This window comes from Enterobacter cloacae complex sp. P15RS (assembly GCF_014895905.1).
GTDB classification, from domain to species: domain Bacteria; phylum Pseudomonadota; class Gammaproteobacteria; order Enterobacterales; family Enterobacteriaceae; genus Enterobacter; species Enterobacter quasihormaechei.
Window position 1 is genome coordinate 113,419 of the sequence record NZ_JADBQL010000019.1, and the last position, 20,243, is coordinate 133,661.

Annotated in this window: 19 protein-coding genes; 12 read left to right on the forward strand and 7 right to left on the reverse strand. The window is 57.7% G+C overall.

The annotated features are described in order from the left end of the window. The first annotated feature begins 85 nt into the window (after positions 1–85). The 4 genes from IM267_RS12765 to IM267_RS12780 all read left to right on the forward strand — a co-directional run bounded on the left by IM267_RS12765 (position 86) and on the right by IM267_RS12780 (position 4,530). Positions 86–1,516, forward strand: a complete 1,431-nt coding sequence (locus IM267_RS12765; RefSeq protein ID WP_107533479.1) for a 6-phospho-beta-glucosidase — start codon at positions 86–88, stop codon at positions 1,514–1,516. A 217-nt stretch (positions 1,517–1,733) separates the two neighbouring features. Next, the gene (gene upp / locus IM267_RS12770; protein ID WP_040074548.1) at positions 1,734–2,360 is read left to right on the forward strand and encodes a uracil phosphoribosyltransferase; all 627 of its coding nucleotides are present in this window, start codon (positions 1,734–1,736) and stop codon (positions 2,358–2,360) included. Positions 2,361–2,442: 82 nt separating this feature from the next. Beyond that, positions 2,443–3,732 carry a uracil permease gene (uraA, locus tag IM267_RS12775; RefSeq protein WP_063450489.1) on the forward strand — a complete coding sequence of 430 codons (1,290 nt, stop codon included), beginning with the start codon at positions 2,443–2,445 and terminating at the stop codon, positions 3,730–3,732. A 96-nt stretch (positions 3,733–3,828) separates the two neighbouring features. Continuing rightward, on the forward strand, positions 3,829–4,530 hold the full coding sequence (locus tag IM267_RS12780) for a DnaA inactivator Hda (RefSeq protein WP_211482948.1): 702 nt from the start codon (positions 3,829–3,831) through the stop codon (positions 4,528–4,530). Between the two features lie 130 nt (positions 4,531–4,660). On the opposite strand, the gene IM267_RS12785 is transcribed toward IM267_RS12780, so the two are convergent. From IM267_RS12785 to celB, 3 genes are read right to left on the reverse strand one after another with little or no spacing between them, the layout of a single operon-like run. Continuing rightward, positions 4,661–6,079: a M17 family metallopeptidase gene (locus tag IM267_RS12785; protein ID WP_193033536.1), complete on the reverse strand. Its 1,419-nt coding sequence runs from the start codon at positions 6,077–6,079 to the stop codon at positions 4,661–4,663. After that, positions 6,079–7,035, reverse strand: coding sequence for a N(4)-(beta-N-acetylglucosaminyl)-L-asparaginase (locus IM267_RS12790; RefSeq protein ID WP_193033529.1), 957 nt, complete (start codon positions 7,033–7,035; stop codon positions 6,079–6,081). Before IM267_RS12790 ends, IM267_RS12785 begins: the two co-directional genes overlap by 1 nt. A 3-nt stretch (positions 7,036–7,038) precedes the next feature. Further along, positions 7,039–8,358, reverse strand: coding sequence for a PTS cellobiose transporter subunit IIC (celB, locus tag IM267_RS12795; protein ID WP_193033530.1), 1,320 nt, complete (start codon positions 8,356–8,358; stop codon positions 7,039–7,041). Between the two features lie 147 nt (positions 8,359–8,505). On the opposite strand from celB, the gene IM267_RS12800 reads away from it, so the two are divergent. Continuing rightward, a complete protein-coding gene (locus tag IM267_RS12800; RefSeq protein ID WP_193033531.1) occupies positions 8,506–9,330 on the forward strand; it encodes a helix-turn-helix domain-containing protein in 825 nt (274 codons plus the stop codon). Here IM267_RS12800 and arsC read toward each other — a convergent pair. Together arsC and bepA are read right to left on the reverse strand one after the other, a co-directional pair. Continuing rightward, positions 9,327–9,683 (reverse strand): arsenate reductase (glutaredoxin), encoded by a 357-nt coding sequence (gene arsC, locus IM267_RS12805; RefSeq protein ID WP_193033532.1) that lies wholly within the window; start codon positions 9,681–9,683, stop codon positions 9,327–9,329. The genes IM267_RS12800 and arsC overlap by 4 nt on opposite strands. 13 nt (positions 9,684–9,696) lie before the next feature. Beyond that, the gene (bepA, locus tag IM267_RS12810; protein ID WP_131636499.1) at positions 9,697–11,160 is read right to left on the reverse strand and encodes a beta-barrel assembly-enhancing protease; all 1,464 of its coding nucleotides are present in this window, start codon (positions 11,158–11,160) and stop codon (positions 9,697–9,699) included. 220 nt (positions 11,161–11,380) lie between these two features. Here bepA and IM267_RS12815 point away from each other — a divergent pair, with 220 nt between their 5' ends. Next, positions 11,381–12,445: an AI-2E family transporter gene (locus IM267_RS12815; protein ID WP_063868052.1), complete on the forward strand. Its 1,065-nt coding sequence runs from the start codon at positions 11,381–11,383 to the stop codon at positions 12,443–12,445. A gap of 82 nt (positions 12,446–12,527) precedes the next feature. On the opposite strand, the gene bcp is transcribed toward IM267_RS12815, so the two are convergent. Continuing rightward, positions 12,528–12,998 (reverse strand): thioredoxin-dependent thiol peroxidase, encoded by a 471-nt coding sequence (gene bcp / locus IM267_RS12820; protein WP_045141746.1) that lies wholly within the window; start codon positions 12,996–12,998, stop codon positions 12,528–12,530. Then, a complete protein-coding gene (locus IM267_RS12825) occupies positions 12,998–13,567 on the reverse strand; it encodes a glycine cleavage system transcriptional repressor (RefSeq protein ID WP_000213743.1) in 570 nt (189 codons plus the stop codon). Before IM267_RS12825 ends, bcp begins: the two co-directional genes overlap by 1 nt. A gap of 145 nt (positions 13,568–13,712) precedes the next feature. Here IM267_RS12825 and dapA point away from each other — a divergent pair, with 145 nt between their 5' ends. The 6 genes from dapA to ypfH all read left to right on the forward strand — a co-directional run bounded on the left by dapA (position 13,713) and on the right by ypfH (position 20,170). Beyond that, positions 13,713–14,591, forward strand: a complete 879-nt coding sequence (gene dapA, locus IM267_RS12830; RefSeq protein ID WP_193033533.1) for a 4-hydroxy-tetrahydrodipicolinate synthase — start codon at positions 13,713–13,715, stop codon at positions 14,589–14,591. A gap of 16 nt (positions 14,592–14,607) precedes the next feature. After that, positions 14,608–15,642 (forward strand): outer membrane protein assembly factor BamC, encoded by a 1,035-nt coding sequence (gene bamC, locus IM267_RS12835; protein WP_063868060.1) that lies wholly within the window; start codon positions 14,608–14,610, stop codon positions 15,640–15,642. A gap of 109 nt (positions 15,643–15,751) precedes the next feature. Beyond that, on the forward strand, positions 15,752–16,465 hold the full coding sequence (gene purC / locus IM267_RS12840; protein WP_001171626.1) for a phosphoribosylaminoimidazolesuccinocarboxamide synthase: 714 nt from the start codon (positions 15,752–15,754) through the stop codon (positions 16,463–16,465). Between the two features lie 120 nt (positions 16,466–16,585). Beyond that, positions 16,586–17,455, forward strand: a complete 870-nt coding sequence (locus tag IM267_RS12845; RefSeq protein WP_063450479.1) for a neutral zinc metallopeptidase — start codon at positions 16,586–16,588, stop codon at positions 17,453–17,455. Next, positions 17,455–19,401 (forward strand): tRNA(Met) cytidine acetyltransferase TmcA, encoded by a 1,947-nt coding sequence (locus tag IM267_RS12850; protein ID WP_193033534.1) that lies wholly within the window; start codon positions 17,455–17,457, stop codon positions 19,399–19,401. The genes IM267_RS12845 and IM267_RS12850 overlap by 1 nt, the downstream gene beginning before the upstream one ends. Before the next feature lie 73 nt (positions 19,402–19,474). Continuing rightward, positions 19,475–20,170, forward strand: coding sequence for an esterase (gene ypfH, locus IM267_RS12855; protein WP_107533468.1), 696 nt, complete (start codon positions 19,475–19,477; stop codon positions 20,168–20,170). Positions 20,171–20,243: the final 73 nt, after the last annotated feature.

Genomic DNA, 20,243 nt, shown 5'->3' on the forward strand with positions numbered 1-20,243 from the left:
CGGCTTTCCCCTTTGCACATCATCGAACTGAAACCGGTTTCTGTAACTGTTTTTGCAGAAAATAACGCAGAATGAGGGAAAGCGAATGTCTGGATTTAAAGCAGGTTTTCTGTGGGGTGGAGCCGTTGCGGCGCACCAGCTTGAAGGCGGCTGGAAAGAGGGCGGCAAGGGCGTAAGCGTTGCCGATGTGATGACGGCAGGCGCCCACGGCGTGCCGCGTGAAATCACCAACGGCGTGCTGGAGGGGAAAAATTATCCTAACCACGAAGCCATCGATTTCTACCACCGTTATAAAGAAGACATCAAACTCTTTGCCGAGATGGGGTTCAAATGTTTCCGCACCTCCATCGCCTGGACGCGTATCTTCCCGAAAGGCGACGAGCTGGAGCCGAACGAAGCAGGACTCAAATTCTACGATGACCTGTTTGACGAGTGCCTGAAGTACGGCATCGAACCGGTTATCACGCTTTCCCATTTCGAGATGCCTTTCCACCTGGTAACGGAATACGGCGGCTGGCGCAACCGTAAGCTGATCGACTTCTTCGTGCGCTTCGCGAAGGTCGTTTTTGAGCGTTACCAGCACAAGGTGAAGTACTGGATGACCTTTAACGAGATCAACAACCAGGCCAACTTCCACGAAGACTTTGCGCCGTTCACCAACTCCGGGCTGAAATATGCGCCGGGTGAAGACCGCGAGCCGGTCATGTTCCAGGCGGCGCACTATGAGCTGGTGGCCAGCGCCCTGGCGGTGAAGGCGGGCCGCGAGATCAATCCGTCGCTGCAAATCGGCTGCATGATTGCCATGTGTCCCATCTACCCGCTGACCTGCGCGCCGGACGACATGATGATGGCGATGAATGCCATGCATCGCCGCTACTGGTTCACCGACGTGCACGTGCGCGGCAAGTATCCGCAGCATCTGCTCAACTACTTTGAACGTCGCGGCTTCGCGCTGGATATCACCGAAGAAGATAAGGCCGCGCTGACGCAGGGCTGCGTGGATTACATCGGGTTCAGCTACTACATGTCTTTCGCCACCAAAGCGACGGCAGATAACCCGGCGCTGGATTACGACGAGAGCAAGAGTCTGGTCTCTAACCCGTACGTGCAGAAATCCGACTGGGGCTGGCAGATTGACCCTGTCGGCCTGCGCTACTCTCTGAACTGGTTCTGGGATCACTATCAGCTGCCGCTGTTCATTGTTGAAAACGGCTTTGGCGCGATCGACGTGCAGGAGAGCGACGGCACGGTGAACGACCAGTACCGTATTGATTATCTGTCTGCACACATCCGCGAGATGAAAAAAGCGGTGGTGGAAGATGGCGTCGATCTGATGGGCTACACCCCGTGGGGCTGTATCGACCTGGTGTCTGCCGGCACCGGTGAAATGAAGAAACGCTACGGCTTTATTTTTGTCGATAAAGATAACGAAGGGAACGGCACGCTGAACCGCAGCAAGAAAAAGTCGTTCGACTGGTATAAGCAGGTGATTGCCAGCAACGGCGATAACCTCTAACTGTCGGGTGGCGCTCACGCTTACCCGACCTACAATACACGTAGGCCCGCGTAAGCGCAGCGCCACCGGGCAAGATCCCGCACCCAAGCCGGAGCCCTGCCTCCGGCTTTTTTGTTTTTGATTGATATACGTCAAGCAAGTTGGGTATGGCGCAATCCGAAAAAAGCGGTATAATCCCGCGATTTTTTTGCGGATGCCACCTCAGAGGAGAAAGAGAATGAAGATTGTGGAAGTGAAACACCCACTCGTTAAACACAAGTTGGGCCTGATGCGTGAGCATGACATCAGCACGAAGCGTTTTCGCGAACTGGCTTCTGAAGTGGGCAGCCTGCTGACCTACGAAGCAACCTCCGATCTGGAAACGGAAAAAGTGACCATCGAAGGCTGGAACGGTCCGGTACAGGTTGAGCAGATCAAAGGTAAAAAAATTACCGTGGTGCCAATCCTGCGTGCGGGTCTGGGCATGATGGAAGGCGTACTGGAGCACGTGCCAAGCGCGCGTATCAGCGTGGTGGGTATCTACCGTGACGAAGAGACCCTTGAGCCGGTCCCGTACTTCCAGAAGCTGGTCTCTAACATCGACGAGCGTATGGCGCTGGTGGTTGACCCGATGCTGGCGACCGGCGGTTCGATGATCGCCACCATCGACCTGCTGAAAAAAGCCGGATGCAGCAGCATTAAGGTGCTGGTCCTGGTTGCAGCGCCGGAAGGTATTGCGGCGCTGGAAAAAGCGCACCCGGACGTTGAACTGTATACCGCGTCTGTCGACCAGGGACTGAACGAGCACGGGTACATCATCCCGGGGCTTGGCGATGCCGGCGATAAGATTTTTGGTACTAAATAATCGAATAACGATAAAGAAGCCGACTTTGATAGTCGGCTTTTTTTTGAATAAAAACCAACAATAACACTCAGAGGAAAACACTATGACGCGCCGTGCTATCGGGGTGAGTGAAAGACCGCCGCTTTTACAGACAATCCCGCTTAGTTTGCAGCACCTGTTCGCCATGTTTGGCGCAACCGTGCTGGTGCCAATCCTGTTTCACATTAACCCGGCTACCGTGCTGCTGTTCAACGGCGTCGGTACTCTGCTTTACCTCTTTATCTGTAAAGGCAAAATTCCGGCCTATCTCGGGTCGAGCTTCGCCTTTATCTCTCCGGTACTGCTGCTGTTGCCGCTGGGTTATGAGGTCGCGCTGGGCGGCTTTATCATGTGTGGCGTGTTGTTCTGCCTGGTCTCCTTCATCGTGAAGAAAGCGGGCACCGGCTGGCTGGACGTGATGTTCCCGCCTGCGGCGATGGGCGCCATCGTTGCCGTCATCGGCCTGGAGCTGGCTGGCGTGGCGGCGAACATGGCCGGCCTGCTGCCGGCGGACGGTCAGTCACCGGATTCTAAAACCATTATTATCTCGCTGGTGACCCTGGGCGTGACGGTGTTTGGCTCCGTGCTGTTCCGCGGCTTTATGGCGATTATCCCGATCCTGATCGGCGTGCTGGCGGGCTACGCGCTCTCCTTCGTGATGGGCGTTGTGGATACTACGCCGATTGCCGAGGCGCACTGGTTCGCGCTGCCAACCTTCTACACCCCACGCTTCGAATGGTTTGCTATCTTCACCATTCTGCCTGCCGCGCTGGTGGTAATTGCCGAGCACGTCGGCCACCTGGTGGTGACGGCGAACATCGTGAAGCGCGACCTGATCCGCGACCCGGGCCTGCATCGCTCCATGTTTGCCAACGGTTTCTCCACCATCATCTCCGGCTTCTTCGGCTCCACGCCAAACACCACCTACGGCGAGAACATCGGCGTAATGGCGATCACCCGCGTCTACAGCACCTGGGTTATCGGCGGTGCGGCGATCATCGCCATTCTGCTCTCCTGCGTCGGTAAACTGGCGGCAGCGATCCAGATTATCCCGGTGCCGGTGATGGGCGGCGTCTCGCTGCTGCTGTACGGGGTGATCGGTGCCTCCGGTATTCGCGTGCTGATTGAATCCAAAGTGGATTACAGCAAAGCGCAGAACCTGATCCTGACCTCCGTTATCCTGATTATCGGGGTGAGCGGTGCGAAGGTGCACATCGGCGCAGCGGAGCTGAAGGGTATGGCGCTGGCGACCATCGTGGGCGTCGGCCTCAGCCTGATTTTCAAGCTGATCTCGGTGATCCGCCCGGAAGAGGTGGTCCTGGACGCGGACGAAAGCGAAAAAGCGCCTCATTGATCGTCATGCCGGGCGACGGATCGCCCGGTTCTCTCCTTGCAGGTTCCGTGTTAAACTCCATTCCGATTTTATGTAAGATCTCTGGTTGAGGTATTTCTGAACGGACCGGCACAGCTCTCTCTGCCACTTTATCTCCCTGACGATGAAACTTTCGCGAGTTTCTGGCCGGGTGATAACCCCTCTTTACTGGCTGCACTGCAAAACGTGCTGCGCCAGGAACACAGCGGATACATCTATATCTGGTCACGCGAAGGCGCGGGGCGCAGCCACCTGCTGCATGCGGCCTGTGCCGAGCTTTCGGCGCGCGGCGATGCGGTCGGCTACGTGCCGCTGGATAAACGTACCTGGTTTGTGCCTGAAGTGCTTGAGGGCATGGAACATCTCTCCCTGGTCTGCATCGATAATATTGAATGCGTGGCGGGGGATGAGCCGTGGGAAATGGCAATCTTTAACCTCTATAACCGCATTCTGGAGTCGGGCAAAACCCGGCTGCTGATCACCGGCGATCGTCCACCGCGTCAGCTTAATCTTGGGCTGCCGGATCTGGCGTCTCGTCTGGACTGGGGACAAATCTACAAGCTGCAACCGCTGTCGGATGAAGACAAACTCCAGGCGCTTCAGCTGCGGGCAAGACTGCGCGGCTTCGAACTGCCGGAAGACGTGGGCCGTTTCCTGCTGAAGCGGCTGGATCGCGAGATGCGTACGCTCTTTGACACGCTCGATCAGCTCGATCGCGCGTCCATTACCGCCCAGCGCAAGCTGACCATTCCGTTTGTGAAAGATATTCTTAAGCTGTAGTTATGTCGGGTGGCGGCGACGCCTTACCCGGCCTACAAGGAGAGTGGTTTTCGTAGGCCCGGTAAGGCGTAGCCGCCACCGGGCAAAAAAATCAAAGCCATAGGCCGGGTAAGGCGCAGCCGCCACCCGGCTAAAGATCCCCCACCAAGTGCTCCACCAGCAGTGAAATCGGCCTTCCCGACGCCACGCTCCTGCCGTTCTCCCGCCATAGCGCCGTTCCGCTGATATCCAGATGCGCCCACGGGATCGTCGGCGGGCAGAAGTGGTGCAGCAGCCACGCCGCCGACGCACTGATCGCCGCATTGTTGGTCGGCGTATTGCACAGATCGGCGATGGCGCTGTCGGTCTGCTTTTTCAGCCGTGCGTCCAGCGGCAGGGACCATACCTCGTCACCGCTCCGCTTACCCGCTCCCGTCAATGCTTCGCGCAGCGGTTCATCCTGCGTCATTAATCCGCTCAGCTCATATCCCAGCGCTTTCACCACCGCGCCCGTTAACGTTGCCATATCAATGATATAGCGGGCCTGCGGGTGCCGCTGGCTGGCCCAGGCGATGGCGTCTGCCAGCACCAGCCGGCCCTCGGCATCGGTATTATTAATTTCAACGGTGATGCCGTTGCAGGCCGTTGCCACCGTGCCGGGCTGCATCGCCTCCGGGCCGATGGCGTTTTCCGCCAGCGCCAGCACGCCCATGATGCGTACGGGCAATTTCAGCTCCGCAACGGTCAGCATCAGCCCGAGCACGTTAGCCGCGCCGCACATGTCATATTTCATGGTGTACATGCCCGCGCCTTCCTTCAGCCACAGGCCGCCGGTGTCAAAGGTTATGCCTTTACCGACATAGCAGCGTATCGGGCCGTCAGAGACACCGTTAAAGTGGACAGCCAGCAGACGCGGCGGGCAGGCCGCCCCTTTGCCAACCGCGTGCAGCAGCCCAAGACCCTGCTCAACAATATCCTTTTCGTTCAGCACCTCGCAGCGCAGGGCAGGGTAGGCGGCACACAGTTTTTGCGCCTCTTCGACCACAAACTGCGGCGTACAGCGGTCGGAAGGGATATCCGCCAGCCGCCGCGCCGCGACCATTCCGAGGGCAATAGCCTGCTGCTGGCGGAAGATCGTCTCCAGCTTCGCCCTCTGTTCCGGCAGGCAGAGGGCGGTGATGCACGTAAGACGCACCGCGTCGTCCGTTTTCTTGAGCTTCAGATCGCTCAGCCTGTGCGCCTGATTAAAGAGAAATCGCAGCACCTGCGCCAGCACCACCTCGTCGATATCCGTCACGTCCAGCACGATATCGGCGCTGGCGGGGGCGGCAAGCAGCGGCCGCAGGGCGGCGAGCAGCCCTTCGGTCAGGGCGTCATGCCAGAGCCCATCCGGCAGCAGGGTGATGCGGGCAAACGGCGCGCAGCCAAAGCGGGTGTCCGCGATGCCGTCAGAGTCGCGCATTTCATCGGCAAGCGCGCTTTCCGGTAAGAGAGAACTGGCCGAGCGCGCAATCAAATGGCTGTTCGGCTTCGCGTCCGCAAGCGCGCTGATAAACTGATACGTAATCATCATGACTCCTCAATGGGCGCGCGGATCCGTGCGGCATAGGCCTGCATCCACGCCTCGTCTACCGCGTGATAATGCGTTTTCTCCCGCAGGCGCTCGGTACGAAAAACCGTGAGCGGCTGGCGGGCCGTCGCCACCACAAACGAGAAGGTTTTGATGTTGGTTGCGGCGCCAAACTCGCCTCTGTTGTTCATGCACACCACGGAGAGATCGCCCGCGCGGCCAAAGCGCGACATCAGCCTGTCTTCCAGTTCAAAGACGACCGAATCCGCCGCCTGCTGCGGCGTCATGCCCTGCGCCATCCGGCGAACGATTTCGTAGCTGGTGCAGCCTTTCATCAGATCTTCACCGACGCCCGTGGCGGTGGCCGCCCCGGTTTCGCTGTCGCAGTAAAAGCCGGAGCCGATAATCGGCGAGTCCCCGAGGCGACCGCGTTTTTTCATGAACAGGCCGCTGGTGGAGGTGGCAACGCTCATCGACCCCTGCTTATCGAGCCCGATAACGCCGACGGTGTCGTGCCCGTCGTAGGGGCTTAACCCCTTATCCAGCGTCTCGCGACAGCGCTTGCGGTAGTGCTGCATGGCGCGATCCGTGAGCATGCTTTTGTCGGTAAAACCCTGGCTCAGCGCCCACTCGCGCGCACCCTGGCCGACCAGCAGGCTGTTGTAGCGCTGACGGCTGAGCGCGTGCGCCACGCGCACCGGGTTGGCGATATCCACCAGATTCCCCACCGCGCCGAACGCCAGCGTGTCGCCGTCCATATACGCCGCGTCCAGCTCCACCTCACCGTTTTCGGTCGGCAGCCCACCGTAGCCGACGGATTTATACAGCGGGAAGTCCTCCACGGCCGCGACGGCATCAACCACCGCCGCAGCGACCGGTTTTCCCGCCGCCAGGGCAGACGCAGACTCCGTTACCCCTTCAAGCGCCATTCGCCAGGTTGCGATAATTCCCCACATGCTTTACTCCTGTTTTGCAAGGGTGGTGTCGGTTTGCGTCACCGGGGTCAGTTCCGCGGCGCGGTACTGTTTATCCACGATACGCATGAAAGGCAGGTACAGCATGGCGCCAATCAGCAGGTTGATCAGCTGCATCACGCTGCCGCTCAGGTGGCCGGTGACGATAAAACCGCTGATAACCGGCGGCAGCGTCCAGGGGATAAACACCCCGGTGGTAACCGCGACCGCGCCAATTTTCATCGCCACATACTGCACGGTGACCAGCACCAGCGGCACCAGGTTGAATGGAATAAGCATGATGGGGTTCATGATCACCGGCAGGCCAAACAGGATCGGCTCATTGATGTTAAATACCGATGCCCCTGCGCCGAGGCGCGCCACTTCGCGCATGTTTTTACTGCGGGCGAAAATCAGCATCGCAATCACCAGCGACAGCGTTGCGCCCGCGCCGCCCATCCAGATCATGTCAAAAAACTGTTCCGTGATAATGTGCGGCGGCGTCGTCCCCGCCTGGATCGCGGCGATGTTGTCGGTCTGGTTCTCCATCCACAGCGGGCGAATAATGCCGTTGATCATCGAACCGGAGTTAATGCCCACTGACCACAGAATGGTGATGCTGAATACCGTCATCAGCGCACCGAAATAGGAGGTGCCGTAGTGGCGCACCGGGGTAGCAACCACTTCATAAATAAACTGGTGGATGGTGCTGTAATGGGTGTTTTCGAAGATGATGCGGATGATAAGCACCAGAATCATCACCAGCAGGGCCGGGATCAGCGCCGCGAACGATTCCTGTACCGCCGGGGGCACGCCGTCCGGCATTTTGATGACCAGCTTTTTGCGCTTCAGCCAGCAGAACAGTTCCGTCCACAGCAGGGAACCGATCATCGCCACGAACAGCCCTTTGCTGCCGATCCACTCCACCGGCATCACGGTAATACCGCCGTTTTCCGCCACTTTGATAAAAGGCGTGAGGATCAGAAACGCGACCAGCGCCAGGATGCCGCAGGAGATGCGGTCCTCGCCGTAGTGTTCCGCCAGGCGGTAGGCCACCAGGAAGCTGATAAACAGCGACATGGTCGAGAACACCGCGTTGAAGGGGATCTCAATAATCGCGCTCCAGCTGTCACCAAAGGCCTGAGACATAAACTGCTGATAGGCCTGGTTAGGGAAAGAGGAGATCACCAGCAGGATGGAGCCGACGATGATAAACGGCATGAATGAAACGTAGGCCCCACGAATGGCCCCAAGATGGCGCTGCTGGGCTGTTTTCGCCGCCAGCGGCATCAGTTTTGCTTCAAGAAATCCCAGAACATTGTTCATTGTGAACTCCGTACAAGATTGAGGGGTGTGGTTTATGTTATGTCTGTGGATTATCAGTGAAGCGCGGCGAACGAAAGGTGAAATCGGTCACAAAGCATTCGCTGCTGCATAATAAATCTCATGAGATTAGTTGCGGAGAGAGACGCGATGGAAATCAAACTGCATGCCAACGCCACGACCACGCCGCGTATCCGTCGCTACCTTCAGCAGTCCGATAAAAGCGACAGAGAGCTGGCCACTGAGCTGGGGATCTCGGTCACCACCGTCAGGCGCTGGCGCAACCGTGACCAGGTATCGGATAACCACACTACGCCCAGAGTGATACACAAAGCGTTGAGACAGGAACAGGCGTCACTGATAAATGCCCTGCGGGATATCACCGGCGCGCCGCTTGATGAGCTGCTGCTGTTGGTGAATGACGGGCTCGGGATCGCCGTTTCCCGCGCGACCCTGAACCGCTACCTCAAGCCGGCTTCGGTAAAACAAAAGGGGGCATTGTTGCAGGGTAAAAAGGCGCTTAAGGCCGGCATCATGCCGCAGAAACTACTCCTGCATCATCAGCCGCTGTCGCTGCATATGGACGACGGTGGCGAGCAACACCTGCTCTGGGCGCGTGAACCCGTCAGCGGCTGGTGCTACGCCCGGCTTTATGCCGGCGTTTCCCCGCAGTTGTTAACCCACTGGGCGAATGAGGTGCTGGAAGCGTGTCCGGCAGATATTCAATCTGTTGAGACTTTTGGACTGGCGGTGACGCTGCCGGGGCACAGCGTTAGCGTGAAAGCGCATACGCAGCAAATCCGCGCCGTACTGGCGGCGCTGCCGTTACGCGACATCATTCCGCGGGTGAACAAAGAACCGATGGGAGAGCTGTTGATTCAGCTGTGTGAGTATTACAACCGGGGGAAAGCGCAGAAAAAGCTGGGAGAGCGTACGCCGCAGGTGTTTCTGGAAGCGCTGCGGCGTAACGATTAGACGATTTCGAGCACGTTTTCCGGCGGACGACCGATACGCGCCTTGCCGTTCGCCACCACAATCGGACGCTCAATCAGCTTTGGATTCTCGACCATTGCCTGGATCAGCCGCTCTTCAGTGAGATGCGTATCGTTCAGATTGAGCGATTTATACAGATCTTCTTTCTGACGCATCAGCTCGCGCGCGCTGCCCATATCGAGCATCTTAAGCAGCTGACGGATCGTCTGCGCGTCCGGCGGCGTCTCCAGATACAGCACCACTTCCGGTTCGATCCCGTTAGACTTCAGCAGGCTGAGGGTATCGCGGCTCTTGGAGCAGCGAGGGTTATGGTAAATTTTTACCGCGTCTGTCATGACTTCTCCTTTATTACATCTTCTCGTACGGCTTAAAGCGTTGTTGCAGGCCGCGCAGCTGGTCGATTCGTGCATCGTAACGGGCCTGTTGCAGGCTGCCGAGCTTCACCTGTGAACTGGCGCTGCTCAACAGGGAAATGGCCTGATCGAGGCGGCCCGCCAGCGCCAGACCTTCCGCACGCGCGGCCAGCTCCTGATCGCGGTTACCCAGTTGCCCCTGCGCCTGGGCGAGCAGCTCCCAGCCGTTCTGGTCATCTTTATTGTTAAAGGTGTAGCGGTTCAGAATGGTCACCGCCTCGCCGGGCTGTCCACCCTGTAAGTAAGCGTTCGCCAGGTTAAGCTGCAATACCGGATTGTTACGAAGATCTTTCGCCCCCTTCAGGCGATTAATCGCATCGGTCGCTTTTTTCTGTCCCAGATCGATATCGGTGGCGAGGTCGAGATACCACGGGTTATTAGGGGCCGCCGCCAGAAGCGGCTGTAGCGCTTTACGCGCTTCATCATATTTGCTGGCCTCCATAGCCTGGAGCGCCTGACCATACTGCGCCGCGTTTTTCTCGCGCACGTTGCCTTTCGCCAGCGCGTCCAGCAGATCGCTGGTGAGCTGATTACGCCCGGAGTTGTACATGCCAAGCGTTCTCACTTTTGCCATGTAGAAATCCTGCGAGGACTGCACGACCACCGGACGCATCTGGTTGGCACGGTTACGCGCATCCGAGAGGCGGCTTTCCGGCAGCGGGTGGGTCAACAGAATTTCAGGGGGACGCGACGAGTAGCGTGCCTGGTCGAGCAGTTTTTCCAGGAAGCTCGGCATGGCCTGCGGGTCAAAGCCTGCACGCTGTAAAACCTGAATGCCGATGCGGTCTGCCTCCTGCTCGTTCTGCTGGGTAAAGCTGATCATCCCCTGACGCGTTCCCGCCAGCGTCCCGGTGAGGGCCGCCATCCCGGCCTGCGGGCTGGCCATTGCCAGCAGAATAGAGCCCAGCGCGCCCACCCAGGTCAGCGGGGCGTTACGCTTCTGGTCTTCCATCGCACGCGCCAGATGGCGCTGGGTAACGTGCGAAATTTCGTGCGCCATGACCGACGCCAGCTGGCTTTCGTTATCGGAATAACGGAATAACGCCGAATGCAGCACCACGTTCCCGCCAAAGAAGGCGAAGGCGTTGATTTCGTCGTTATTGATTAAGAAGAAGTGGAAGGGCGTTTTTACCGAGTCCGCATGCGCCACCAGCCGCATCCCCAGACCGTTGATGTACTGGACCAGCAAAGGGTCGTTGATCAGCGGAGCACTGCCGCGCAGCTGGCGTACGTAATAATCCCCCATCTGCATCTCCTGCCCGATGGAGAGCGTGCTTCCTGCCGTGGTGCCCATGTCCGGCAATGAATCGGACGAGTCAGCGAAAGCGGGCAACACCTGGCCGACCGTCACGGCGGCAATCAGTGTCGCAACCAGTGTTTTTTTCAACTGCCTGAACATAACCACTGTCCTGTATGTTGGATGTGCTAATTTGACCGATGAACCCGCATAACGTTCATCTCCGCTGCCCTGCGAGTGTAGCCGTGTTAAGAGATGAAGAAAATCCCATTCATCAGGGTTTTGCGAAACCTGACATTGGAACAAAAAGGAAAGTCTTTTTTGTGACAGTTAGATACAATTCACCGTCTCACTCCCGCCATTCGATTCAGGGAAGGGTTGTATGCTCGAAATGTTAATGCAGTGGTATCGGCGTCGGTTTAGCGATCCGGAAGCCATTGCTTTACTGGTTATTCTGGTTGCCGGATTCGGTATCCTGTTCTTCTTTAGCGGCCTGCTGGCTCCTCTGCTGGTGGCGATCGTGCTGGCGTATCTGCTGGAGTGGCCCACCGCGCGTCTGGAACATATCGGCTGTTCCCGCCGCTGGGCGACCAGCATCGTGCTGGTGCTGTTTGTCGGTATACTGCTGTTGATGTCCTTCGTGGTCATGCCCATCGCCTGGCAGCAGGGGATCTACCTGATCCGCGATATGCCCGGCATGCTGAATAAACTGTCTGATTTTGCCGCCACGCTGCCGCGCCGCTATCCCGCGCTGATGGACGCCGGGATCATCGATGCGATGGCCGAAAACATGCGCGCCCGCATCATGACCATGGGCGATTCGGTGGTGAAGTACTCGCTGGCCTCGCTGGTAGGGCTGCTGACCCTGGCCGTCTATCTGGTCCTCGTGCCGCTGATGGTGTTCTTCCTGGTCAAAGATAAAGAGCAGATGCTGAACGCGGTACGCCGCGTGCTGCCGCGCAATCGCGGCCTGGCCGGGCAGGTCTGGCAGGAGATGAACCAGCAGATCACCAACTACATTCGCGGCAAGGTGCTGGAGATGATCGTGGTGGGCGTGGCGACCTGGGTTGGCTTTGTGATCTTTGGGCTGAATTATTCGCTGCTGCTGGCGGTGCTGGTTGGATTCTCGGTTCTGATCCCGTATATCGGCGCGTTTGTGGTGACCATTCCGGTCGTCGGCGTCGCGCTGTTCCAGTTTGGTCTGGGCACGGAGTTCTGGAGCTGCTTCGCGGTATACCTGATCATTCAGGGGCTGGACGGTAACCTGCTGGTGCCGGTGCTGTTCTCAGAAGCTGTTAACCTGCATCCGCTGGTGATTATTCTGTCAGTGGTGATTTTCGGCGGTCTGTGGGGTTTCTGGGGCGTGTTCTTTGCCATACCGCTGGCGACGCTGATTAAAGCCGTGGTCCACGCATGGCCGGATGTGCCGGCGGTGGAAGAGAAGTAGTTTTGCCGGGTGGCGCTGCGCTTACCCGGCCTACTTATTCTTGTAGGTCGGGTAAGGCGAAGCCGCCACCCGACACTCACTTTCAGGCACTTTCTTTCAGCCAGTTCAACACCACGTCGTGGTGATTACTGGTTTTAAAGTCGTCAAACACGTGCTCAACTTTACCGTCAGCGCCAATCAGGAAGCTGATGCGGTGGATCCCGTCGTAGGTTTTGCCCATAAAGGACTTCTCACCCCAGACGCCAAACTGCTCGCAAACCTGGTGGTCTTCATCGGAAAGCAGCGTGAAGTTCAGCAGCTCTTTTTCCGCAAAGCGTGACAGCTTTTCTGGCTTATCGGTGCTGATGCCCAGCACTTCCACACCGACTTTCTTCAACTCATCCATGTTATCGCGTAAACCGCAGGCCTGTACGGTACAGCCCGGCGTCATGGCTTTCGGGTAGAAATAGACCAGAACACGCTGTCCCTGGAAGTCGGTCAAATTTACTTGCTCGCCGTCTTGATCCGGTAAGCTAAATTTCGGTGCGATATCACCGGCTTTCAGTGGGTTCATTACTCAACTCCATCCTGTTCGTGCTGCGAATAATCGACGACGCTTATACTGCCTTGCGCGTGTAATTCTGTACAGAGGGCTTTGAATGCTTGCTCGATATTTGACGCATCCTGCGAGGCAGGGCTGTGGGCGGTAATTTGAATAAACAGCGTCGGGATGGCGTTCTCATCACCCGGCTGCGTGCGGGAAACCAGTTCGGCAATGTTCATCTGATGACTGTCAAACAGCGCCGTAAAACGTTCAATCAGATGAGGTGAATCAGGCACTTCAACCTGTACCCAGACCGTGGCAGGCAGAGCCGGACGCGGGCGCGCGGTGGTGCGCTTCATCACAATCAGTAAATCCAGCTCTGCGCCCTTCAGCGGCAGGGTAGATTCAATGAGGGTAATGGCATTCCATGTTCCGGAAAGCAGCATAATGAACGTGAACTCTTCACCCAGCATAGCCAGCCGGCTGTCTTCGATATTGCAGCCGCAGCTGCTCACGTGGCGAGTGATGGTATTCACGATACCCGGCCTGTCAGCACCCAGCGCAGTGATAACCAGGTAATGTTGTGATGAGGTTGTCAAACCTGTTCTTCCTTTGCGTGGTTAAGTCTTCCTAAGGAAAGCATAAAAAAAACATGCATACAACCGCCTGAGAGCCTCAGGTCGCTTGCTTTTATTACAGTTCCAAACGTAACATTGAGGCTCTTGTTCGCACAGAGGATGGCTCATGTTCACGGGAAGTATTGTCGCGCTTGTTACACCGATGGATGAAAAAGGTAATGTCTGCCGGTCAAGCATGAAGAAGCTCATTGATTACCATGTCGCCAATGGAACCTCGGCGATCGTTTCGGTAGGGACTACCGGTGAATCCGCAACGCTGAGCCACGACGAGCACGGCGACGTTGTGATGCTGACCCTTGAGCTGGCTGACGGGCGTATTCCGGTCATCGCGGGTACGGGCGCAAACGCAACGGCTGAGGCCATTAGCCTGACCCAGCGTTTTAACGACAGCGGCGTTGTTGGCTGTCTGACGGTCACGCCTTACTACAACCGTCCTACTCAGGAAGGTTTGTTCCAGCATTTCAAAGCCATCGCCGAACATACTGACTTGCCACAAATTCTGTATAATGTGCCGTCTCGTACCGGTTGCGATATGCTGCCGGAAACCGTTGGCCGTCTCTCGAAAGTAAAAAATATTATCGGGATTAAAGAGGCGACAGGGAACTTAAGCCGCGTTCATCAGATCAAAGAGCTGGTTTCAGACGACTTTATCCTGTTGAGCGGTGACGATGCGACCGCGCTGGACTTTATGCAGCTCGGTGGAAATGGCGTGATTTCCGTGACGGCGAACGTTGCGGCGCGCGATATGGCTGACATGTGCAAGCTGGCCGCAGCCGGTCACTTTGATGAAGCTCGCGTGATTAATCAGCGTCTGATGCCGTTGCACAATAAATTATTTGTCGAACCCAATCCGATCCCAGTGAAATGGGCATGTAAGGAGTTGGGGCTTGTAGCATCCGACACGCTGCGTCTGCCAATGACACCTATTACCGACCATGGTCGTGAAATTGTCGCTGGCGCGCTGAAGCATGCCGGTCTGCTGTAAAGTTTAGGGAGATTTGATGGCTTATTCAGTACAGAAGTCGCGCCTGGCGAAGGTTGCGGGTGTTTCGCTTGTTATGCTCCTCGCTGCCTGTAGTTCAGACTCGCGCTACAAGCGCCAGGTGAGCGGTGATGAATCCTATCTGGATTCGCCGCCGCTTGCTGAACTTCACGCGCCTGCCGGCATGATCCTGCCGATCCAGAACGGTGATTATAATATTCCGGTCACGAACGGTAGCGGTCTGGTGGGTAAAGCGCTTGATATTCGTCCGCCGGCTCAGCCTCTGGCGCTGGTGAGTGGCGCGCGTACTCAGTTTACCGGTGATACGGCCTCTCTGCTGGTGGAAAGCGCACGCGGCACCACGCTGTGGCCGCAGGTGGTGAGCGTAATTCAGTCGAAAAATTACACGATTGATAAACGCGACGACGCCAGTCAGACCTTAACCACCGACTGGATTGAGTGGAACCGTCTCGATGAAGATCAGCAGTATCGCGGTCGTTATCAAGTCTCCGTTAAGCCGCAGGGTTATCAGCAGGCGGTTACCGTTAAGCTGTTAAATCTTGAGCAGGCGGGCAAACCGATTGCCGATCCGGCTGCCTTGCAGCGCTACAGCACCGAAATGCTGAACGTGATTGCAGCGGGTCTGGATAAAAACGCCACCGATGCCGCTAACGCCGCGCAGAACCGTAACGGTTCAACGTTTGACGTGCAGAGCGGTGCCGATGATACCGGTCTGCCAATGCTGGTGGTGCGTGCGCCGTTTAACCAGACCTGGCAGCGTTTGCCGGCTACGCTTGAAAAAGTGGGCATGAAGGTGACCGACAGCACCCGTTCAACGGGCAGCATCACAGCGACCTATAAGCCGCTGTCCGATAGTGCCTGGCAGGAACTGGGGGCAAGCGATCCGCAGCTGCCTTCCGGTGACTACAAAATCCAGGTCGGCGACCTCGATAACCGCAGCAGCCTGCAATTTATCGATCCGAAAGGACACACGCTGACCCAGTCGCAAAACGATGCGCTGGTCGCTGCCTTCCAGGCCGCATTCAGCAAATAATAGCGAGGGCTGGATAATCCAGCCCTTTTTATTTTCGTGCTACGCAAACGTGTGCGTGGCATAATATGCCCAGTTTTGAATACAAATCATCACACCAGGAGTAATGAAGATGCAGAAGCAAGCTGAGTTGTATCGTGGCAAAGCGAAAACCGTATACAGCACGGAAAACCCGGATCTGTTGGTGCTCGAGTTCCGCAATGATACGTCAGCAGGAGACGGCGCGCGCATTGAGCAGTTCGATCGTAAAGGCATGGTGAACAACAAGTTCAACCACTTCATTATGACCAAGCTGGCCGAAGCCGGTATCCCGACTCAGATGGAAGCGTTGCTGTCCGATACGGAATGTCTGGTAAAAAAACTGGATATGGTGCCGGTAGAGTGCGTTATCCGTAACCGTGCCGCAGGCTCCCTGGTGAAGCGTCTGGGCATTGAAGAGGGTATCGAACTGAATCCACCACTGTTCGATCTGTTCCTGAAAAACGATGCCATGCACGACCCGATGGTCAACGAATCCTACTGCGAAACCTTCGGCTGGGTAAGCAAAGAGAACCTGGCGCGCATGCAGGAACTGACCTACAAAGCCAACGACGTGCTGAAAAAGCTGTTTGATGACGCGGGCCTGATCCTGGTCGATTTCAAGCTGGAGTTCGGTCTGTACAAAGGCGAAGTGGTGCTGGGCGACGAATTCTCTCCGGACGGCAGCCGTCTGTGGGACAAAGAGACGCTGGATAAAATGGATAAAGACCGTTTCCGCCAGAGCCTGGGTGGGGTGGTCGAAGCGTACGAAGCGGTTGCTCACCGTTTAGGCGTTAAGCTCGACTAATACGCGCATTTGCCAAAGGATGTTTGCATCCTTTGGCGTCTTATCCTTGTTTACTATGGTAATCCTTTCATTAACCGCCTACGATCATAGCTATTATAAATGGAATAGTTCGAGGTGTTTATGCGCTGGCAAGGGCGTCGTGAAAGTGACAACGTAGAAGACAGACGCAGCAGTGGTGGCGGTGGTCCGTCTATGGGCGGGCCAGGTTTCCGGTTACCCAGCGGCAAGGGCGGTATTATTCTACTGGTCGTGGTGCTGGTGGCGGGCTACTACGGCGTCGATCTGACCGGTTTAATGACCGGTGAAACCGGGCAACAGCAGCAGTATTCGCAGCGCTCCATCAGCCCGAATGAAGATGAAGCGGCGAAATTTACTTCCGTTATTCTCGCGACGACCGAAGATACCTGGGGTCAGCAGTTCGAGAAAATGGGGCGGACCTATCAGCCGCCAAAACTGGTAATGTACCGGGGCGCAACCCGCACAGGCTGCGGCACCGGACAGTCCGTGATGGGGCCGTTCTACTGCCCGGCGGACAGCACCGTCTATATCGATCTCTCCTTCTATGACGACATGAAAAGCAAGCTGGGCGCCGACGGCGATTTTGCCCAGGGCTACGTGATCGCGCATGAAGTTGGCCACCATGTGCAGAAGCTCCTCGGCATTGAGCCTAAGGTGCGTCAGATGCAGCAGAATGCGTCTCAGGCGGAGGTGAATCACCTTTCCGTGCGCATGGAGCTTCAGGCGGACTGTTTCGCTGGCGTCTGGGGACACAGCATGCAGCAGCAGGGCGTGCTGGAAACAGGCGATCTGGAAGAGGCCCTGAATGCCGCCCAGGCGATTGGGGACGATCGCTTGCAGCAGCAGAGCCAGGGGCGCGTTGTGCCGGACAGCTTTACCCACGGCACCTCCGAACAGCGCTACAGCTGGTTTAAGCGTGGCTTCGACAGCGGCAACCCGTCACAGTGTGATACCTTCGGCAAAGCAATGTGATGCTGGGGTTTGAAGCGCTGGTTAGTCAGCTTCAGCGTACCGGGCACCGCCGGCTGGTGGTGCTCAGCGGCGATGAAGCGTGGACGTTGAGCCAGGCGACTACCCTGCGCAACACGTTACCGGGAGACTGGCTGTGGCTGGAGGAGAATCCGTCTAAGTCCATCAGCGGCCTGCTGGGACGTGAATACCTGCACGCCGTTTTTGACGCGCGAGACGGGATTGACGTCTCGGCCTTCGCCGCCCTCAGCGGGACGCTGCGCGCCGGGAGCCTTCTGGTGCTGCTGGTGCCGCCGTTCGCCGTCTGGGCCGACAGGCCCGACAGGGATTCTCTGCGCTGGAGCGACAGCGCAGAGCCGATCGCCACCCCGCATTTTGTTCACCATTTTTGCCGGACGCTTGCCGCCGATTCGGACGCTATCGTCTGGCAGCAGCACCATTCCCTGCACCTTCCCGTTGCGCCAGATGTCCCCGCCTGGCAGCCCGCCAGCGGTGAACCGCAGCGCGAGCAGGCTGAGATCCTCGACGCCCTTCTGACGATGCCTGCGGGCGTGGCCGCCGTTACGGCACCGCGCGGGCGCGGAAAGTCAGCGCTGGCAGGCATGTTGCTCAACGGCATACGCGGGAATGCGGTGGTGACGGCACCGGCCAAAGGGGCGACGGACGTCATCGCGCGTTTTGCTGGCGAACATTTTCACTTTATGGCCCCGGATGCATTGCTGGCCTCCCCGTTGCAGGCCGACTGGCTGATTGTCGATGAGGCGGCCGCTATTCCCGGCCCGCTGCTCGAGAAGCTGGTGTCGCGATTTCCGCGCGTGCTGTTGACCACAACGGTACAGGGCTATGAAGGAACGGGCAGGGGATTTCTGCTTAAATTCTGCGCCCGGTTCAGCGGGCTGCGGCGTTATACCTTATCAACGCCCGTTCGCTGGGCAGCCGGATGTCCGCTTGAGCGGATTGTGGCGAACGCGCTGCTGTTTGACGATGCGCTTATCGACCGCAAACCGGCAGGCGAAGTATGTTTAAGGTCGCTGGAGCCACGCGCGTGGGAGAGCGATCCGGCGCGTGTGGCAAGCGTATACGAACTGCTGTGCGCCGCGCACTACCGCACCTCACCCCTCGATTTACGCCGGATGATGGACGCCCCCGGCCAGCACTTTGCCGTTGCGCACGCGGGCGCGGACATCGCGGGCGCGCTCTGGCTGGTGGAGGAGGGGGGATTATCCCCTGAACTGAGCCGCGCGGTATGGGCGGGCTTTCGTCGGCCGCGTGGAAATCTGGTGGCGCAGTCGCTGGCGGCGCACGGCGGCTCGCCCCTCGCGGCGACGCTTAAGGGCCGACGCGTCAGCCGCATTGCGGTTCATCCCCATCGCCAGCGGGAAGGCATCGGCCAGCGGCTGATCCGCAGCGCCAGTGGAGAAGATTATCTTTCGGTCAGCTTCGGCTTTACCGACGAGCTGTGGCGCTTCTGGCAGCGGTGCGGTTTTATGCTGGTGCGAATGGGCAGCCATCGGGAGGCGAGCAGCGGGTGCTATACGGCGATGGCGCTGCTGCCGCTAAGCGAGGCGGGGCATCAGCTCTGCGAGCAGGCACATCAACGTTTATGTCGTGATATGCGCGTCCTGTCGGCCTGGAACGGCGAAAAGATCCCGGTGACGGATGCGTGGGAAGCTACCCTTAATAGTGACGACTGGCTGGAGCTGGCGGGATTTGCCTTTGCGCACCGGGCGTTTTCGACCTCGGTAGCGGCGCTGACCCGGTTGTTGTCAGCCGTGGAGATGCCGCTTCCAGCGCTGCGCGGAAAAATGGAAGGGCATACACACGACGTAGGACGGAAAGCGCTGCTGGCAAAATTACGCGAAGAAACCGCACAAGCGCTTGAAAGGCTTGATTATCCCCGCAGCCAGCAGCTGAAAGCCGACATTTTGCAATGGCAATTTTTTCAATGACTTCTTCAGTAAAGTGGCATGGTCATTACCCCGCAGAGGCGTAAAATCCTGCTTATCAATTAAGGAGATCGCCATGAAACATGACCATTTTGTTGTGCAAAGCCCGGACACACCGGCTAAACAGTTACTGCTTCTGTTTCATGGCGTCGGCGACAATGCCGTCAACATGGGACAGATAGGCAGCTGGTTTGCACCCGTTTTCCCGCAGGCGCTGATCGTCAGCATCGGTGGCGTGGAGCCGTGCGGCCCGAACGGACGGCAGTGGTTCTCCGTTGAGGGCGTGACGGAAGAGAGCCGTCAGGCGCGCGTTGATGCCGCCATGCCTGCGTTTATCGACACCGTACGCTACTGGCAGCAGCAGAGCGGCGTGGGTGCCGACGCGACGGCGCTGATTGGCTTTTCGCAGGGGTCGATCATGTCCCTTGAGAGCGTAAAAGCGCAGCCGGGGCTGGCGTCCCGCGTGATTGCCTTTAACGGCCGCTTCGCGACGCTACCGCAAAGCGCGACGACGCAGACCACGATCCATCTGATCCACGGGGGGGAAGACCGGGTAATTGAGCTTTCGCATGCGGTTGCAGCCCAGGACGCGCTGATGCGTGAAGGCGGGGATGTGACGCTGGATATCGTGGACGATCTGGGTCATGCCATTGACGATCGCAGCATGCAGTTTGCGCTCGATCATCTGCGCTATACCGTACCGAAGCACTACTTTGATGAAGCGCTCAGCGGCGGTAAGCCGAATGATGATGATATTGTAGAGTTTATGTGAGTTGCCCCTCACCCCCAGCCCCTCTCCCCAGAGGGGCGAGGGTCAGGGTGAGGGGTGTGCACAATTACTTCTT

Bases quoted from the DNA above. Each gene is read 5' to 3' on its own strand.
- IM267_RS12765 (WP_107533479.1), top strand. From the start codon at position 86: ATGTCTGGATTTAAAGCAGGTTTTCTGTGGGGTGGAGCCGTTGCGGCG.
- upp (WP_040074548.1), top strand. From the start codon at position 1,734: ATGAAGATTGTGGAAGTGAAACACCCACTCGTTAAACACAAGTTGGGC.
- uraA (WP_063450489.1), top strand. From the start codon at position 2,443: ATGACGCGCCGTGCTATCGGGGTGAGTGAAAGACCGCCGCTTTTACAG.
- IM267_RS12785 (WP_193033536.1), bottom strand. From the start codon at position 6,079: ATGATTACGTATCAGTTTATCAGCGCGCTTGCGGACGCGAAGCCGAAC.
- IM267_RS12790 (WP_193033529.1), bottom strand. From the start codon at position 7,035: ATGTGGGGAATTATCGCAACCTGGCGAATGGCGCTTGAAGGGGTAACG.
- celB (WP_193033530.1), bottom strand. From the start codon at position 8,358: ATGAACAATGTTCTGGGATTTCTTGAAGCAAAACTGATGCCGCTGGCG.
- IM267_RS12800 (WP_193033531.1), top strand. From the start codon at position 8,506: ATGGAAATCAAACTGCATGCCAACGCCACGACCACGCCGCGTATCCGT.
- arsC (WP_193033532.1), bottom strand. From the start codon at position 9,683: ATGACAGACGCGGTAAAAATTTACCATAACCCTCGCTGCTCCAAGAGC.
- bepA (WP_131636499.1), bottom strand. From the start codon at position 11,160: ATGTTCAGGCAGTTGAAAAAAACACTGGTTGCGACACTGATTGCCGCC.
- IM267_RS12815 (WP_063868052.1), top strand. From the start codon at position 11,381: ATGCTCGAAATGTTAATGCAGTGGTATCGGCGTCGGTTTAGCGATCCG.
- bcp (WP_045141746.1), bottom strand. From the start codon at position 12,998: ATGAACCCACTGAAAGCCGGTGATATCGCACCGAAATTTAGCTTACCG.
- dapA (WP_193033533.1), top strand. From the start codon at position 13,713: ATGTTCACGGGAAGTATTGTCGCGCTTGTTACACCGATGGATGAAAAA.
- bamC (WP_063868060.1), top strand. From the start codon at position 14,608: ATGGCTTATTCAGTACAGAAGTCGCGCCTGGCGAAGGTTGCGGGTGTT.
- purC (WP_001171626.1), top strand. From the start codon at position 15,752: ATGCAGAAGCAAGCTGAGTTGTATCGTGGCAAAGCGAAAACCGTATAC.
- IM267_RS12845 (WP_063450479.1), top strand. From the start codon at position 16,586: ATGCGCTGGCAAGGGCGTCGTGAAAGTGACAACGTAGAAGACAGACGC.
- IM267_RS12850 (WP_193033534.1), top strand. From the start codon at position 17,455: ATGCTGGGGTTTGAAGCGCTGGTTAGTCAGCTTCAGCGTACCGGGCAC.
- ypfH (WP_107533468.1), top strand. From the start codon at position 19,475: ATGAAACATGACCATTTTGTTGTGCAAAGCCCGGACACACCGGCTAAA.